Here is a 3,373-nt window from a genome sequence, read left to right as displayed (position 1 = left end):
CGACGACTTGGTCGGACACGGATACAGCTGAGGCCAAGCGCATCTGGCGTGAATACCAGGAGAAACACGAGGTTTCAAACCTTGAAGGTCGAACAGCCGGAATCGATCCAGTGAGCGGTCGAATCTGGTTTGGGGATTCGGCGGTCGAGACAGTCGCGAACATGAAGGCGGATGGCATCGATCGCCCGCTCTTCTTCGTCCGCGTAGGATACGAGCATTACTTGCGAAAAGGCGGACGGAGGTGATGCGGGGCGCGGTCACCGAGGAAAGGGTGCCCGTCGTTGAGCTCGTCGTAGATGGGAGGGACTGGAGAGCCGTCATCGATACCGGCTTCAACGGTTATCTGGAACTGCCGGAGAGCCTGCGTGTTGCGGTGAAGGCGCAGTTCATTGGTCACGTCGAGTCCGCGCTGGCTGCGGGACAAACGATCGTGGAGGAAAACTATATTGTCGAGTTTCCGTTCGACGGCGAAACGTTGGAGGTTGAAGCGACGTTCGCCGCGGGGACCGACATCCTGATCGGGACGAGTATGCTACGGAATCATCGCCTGGAGATCGATTTTCGGGAGGGATTCGTCGTGATAGACAAGAGCGTGCCAACATAAGGATGAGCTCGTGGCGCGCCGTCACCCTACTTGCTGTAGCGGGCAGCCTTCGCGTTGAACGTTTGGCTTGCTCAGCCGTTCGGCCTTCGCTAACAGCTTCAGCGGATAACTTTGCTCGCGAAGGCTGGTGCCGAAGGGGGGATTCGAACCCCCACGGGTCGCCCCACACGCCCCTCAAGCGTGCGTGTCTACCAATTCCACCACTTCGGCTCGGGCAGGCGTTGCCTGTAGAGCGCATCATTATAGAGGGCCGCAGAGGGGACGGCAAGATGGATGAGAGCGCGGGCGCGGGTTGAGCGGCGGGGCTCCATCACCTATCCTCTGAAGAATGGGACGTTGGGCCTTTCGCACCGTCCTGGCGGCACTCGTGGTGAGCGCCGTCGTCTGGTTCGGGTGGCATTACGTGCAGTTCCGAACCTGTGGGGCTCGGACGTGCGCGGCTACGACCGCGGAGCGGCCCATTCGCACGGCGTCCGGGCGGGACGTAGCGGTGCTCGACGCCCGAGTCGGCGAGAGGGGTCGTCTTGTCGTCGAGTACTTGACGGAGCACGACCGAACCGATGTGGCAGCATTGTGCGAAGAAGCGAAGGAAGTGTGGAACGCCGTGAGCCCGGAGCTCGATATGAGGCGAACGGATGACGCGGTACTCGGGCCCACGAATCCCCGCGGCGAGTTCCTCGGCATGCGGCACGGGGTGATTCCACTCTACACGTGTTGCGTCACGACCTATCTCCGTGCGGAGAAAGATCGGTCGGGAAGGTGGACGTTCCCCGACTGCCCGAGTTAAACCCGAAGACTTTACTGGGGCGGTTGCGGGCTCTCGCTCGGCGGCTTCTCGCCGGCGTCAGGCGTCTCGGTAGGAGGTACGGCGCTTTCGCCCGCCCCCGGTTCCTCGGGAGGTGGAGCCTCGTCTGAAGGCGGCGGCGCCTCGGGGGTCGCGGCCGGTGCCGACTCGGGAACGACCGTATTCTGCGAGACCGCGGGCCGGAGATAGCTCAAGGTGAGCGAAGTGACCATGAAAATGATGGCCGCACCGGCGGTGATCTTGGAAAGAAGCGTTGCCGTTCCTCGAGCACCGAAGGCCGTCTGGGAGCCGCCTCCTCCGAAAGCGCTTGCGAGATCCTGACCCTTGCCCTGCTGCGCCAGAATGACCAGGATCAGAAAAAGGCACACCAGAATGTGGAGTGCGGTGAAAAGAATCGTCAACATGGCTGTCTCGTCTCTCTTTTAGTGTTCAATGCCGTGGCGGGACCCGCGATCGATCGAGCCGCCACGGCTCGGCCTTCAGCGGCGCTTATTCGCACTGCGTGCTCACATCTCATACCCACGAAGCGGCCCGATGCGGACGATTCGCGCTGTCGTCGCGGATACGTTTTGGCCGCCGCTCGGCAGGCTGGGCTGTACTCTTTCATCAGCCTGCCAGTCTAATCTCGACGTTCGAAGGAACAGATGCGGCTGAAAGACTCCGCCTTAAGGCTCGCTCCTCCCACGAGGGCTCCATCGATATCGTCTTCGAACATCAGGTCGTCTACATTATCCGGTTTTACGCTTCCGCCGTAAAGAATGCGGACCCCGCCCGCCGCCTCGGTGCCGTACAGCTTGGCGAGCTGTCCGCGGATCGACTGGTGGACCTCCTCGGCCTGATCGGGTGTCGCGGTGCGCCCGGTGCCGATCGCCCAGATGGGCTCGTAAGCAATCACGAGCCGGTCGAGCTGCTTTTCCGCCACATCCTTGAGTCCTTCCTTGATTTGGCGGTCGACGACGACGAACGTGACGCCGCGGTCGCGCTCGGCCTCGGTCTCACCGACGCAGAGGATCGGAACCAGCTCGTAAGTAAGGGCGGCCAGGACCTTGCGGTTCGCCGTCCGGTCGGTCTCGCCGAAGAGCTGACGCCTTTCCGAATGGGCGACGATGACGTAACCGCACCCGGCATCCTTCAGCATGCTCGGTGAGATCTCTCCGGTAAAGGCTCCTCGCTCCTCCCAGTAGAGGTCTTGAGCTCCCAGAGCGATTCGAGTATCGCCGATCGCGGCGCGAACGGTTGCGAGCGCCGTGAACGGGGGAGCCATGACGATGTCGATGTCGTCCATCTCCCTGACGGCCGAGGCGACGCCGCGGGCGAGCTGATCCGCCTCATCGAGCGTCAAGTGCATTTTCCAGTTCGCGGCAATGAGGGGTCTACGCATCGGTCAGAACCTCGACTCCCGGCAGCTTGCAGCCGGCGAGAAACTCGAGAGACGCCCCGCCGCCCGTCGAGATGTGGGTAATCTGGTCGGCGACGCCTGCCCGGTGCACTGCGGAGACGGAATCGCCGCCCCCGACGATACTCGTCGCCTCGCTTTCCGCGAGGCGTCTCGCCAACGCGAGGGTCCCCTCGGCGAAGGGCGCCATCTCGAAAACTCCCATGGGTCCGTTCCAAAGAACGAGCTTGGCGGCCTCGATCCGCTCGCCATAGCTTCGAATCGTGGCAGGTCCGATGTCGAGGCCCATCCAACCGTCGGGAATCTCATCAATGGGCATCGTTTTGCGCTCCGCCCCGGCATCGAATCGGGAAGCGACCACGTGGTCGCTTGGCAGAACGAGCTTCTCACCCGCCTCGTCGAGAATCGACCGGGCAAGCGTGATCTTGTCCTCCTCCACGAGCGAGCTTCCCGTCGCGATGCCTCGGGCGCGAAGGAACGTATAAGCCATGCCCCCTCCGATGAGAAGGTGGTCGACCTTCCCGACGAGCGAGCGAACGACGTCGATCTTGTCCGATACCTTGGCGCC

The 3,373-nt window shown here is 62.6% G+C and carries 5 protein-coding genes and 1 tRNA gene; 2 read left to right on the top strand and 4 right to left on the bottom strand.

Going from position 1 to position 3,373, the window contains the following annotated elements; all coding sequences use genetic code 11:
* The first annotated feature begins 241 nt into the window (after positions 1-241).
* On the top strand, positions 242-604 hold the full coding sequence (locus VEK15_12530; protein ID HXV61516.1) for a hypothetical protein: 363 nt from the start codon (positions 242-244) through the stop codon (positions 602-604).
* Positions 605-729: 125 nt separating this feature from the next.
* Here VEK15_12530 and VEK15_12525 read toward each other — a convergent pair.
* Positions 730-814: transfer RNA gene (locus VEK15_12525), tRNA-Leu, on the bottom strand.
* 118 nt (positions 815-932) lie between these two features.
* Here VEK15_12525 and VEK15_12520 point away from each other — a divergent pair.
* On the top strand, positions 933-1,391 hold the full coding sequence (locus VEK15_12520) for a hypothetical protein (GenBank protein ID HXV61515.1): 459 nt from the start codon (positions 933-935) through the stop codon (positions 1,389-1,391).
* A gap of 11 nt (positions 1,392-1,402) precedes the next feature.
* On the opposite strand, the gene secG is transcribed toward VEK15_12520, so the two are convergent.
* The 3 genes from secG to pgk form a co-directional block, all read right to left on the bottom strand.
* Complete coding sequence (gene secG, locus VEK15_12515) at positions 1,403-1,813, bottom strand: preprotein translocase subunit SecG (protein ID HXV61514.1); 411 nt, start codon at positions 1,811-1,813, stop codon at positions 1,403-1,405.
* Positions 1,814-2,028: 215 nt separating this feature from the next.
* Positions 2,029-2,790 (bottom strand): triose-phosphate isomerase, encoded by a 762-nt coding sequence (tpiA, locus tag VEK15_12510; protein ID HXV61513.1) that lies wholly within the window; start codon positions 2,788-2,790, stop codon positions 2,029-2,031.
* A partial coding sequence (gene pgk / locus VEK15_12505) for a phosphoglycerate kinase (protein HXV61512.1) occupies positions 2,783-3,373 on the bottom strand: 591 nt, incomplete at its 5' end. The genes tpiA and pgk, both read right to left, overlap by 8 nt.

Source organism: Vicinamibacteria bacterium (assembly GCA_035620555.1).
Taxonomy (GTDB): Bacteria; Acidobacteriota; Vicinamibacteria; order Marinacidobacterales; family SMYC01; genus DASPGQ01.
This window is presented reverse-complemented; position numbering and strand designations above follow the sequence as displayed.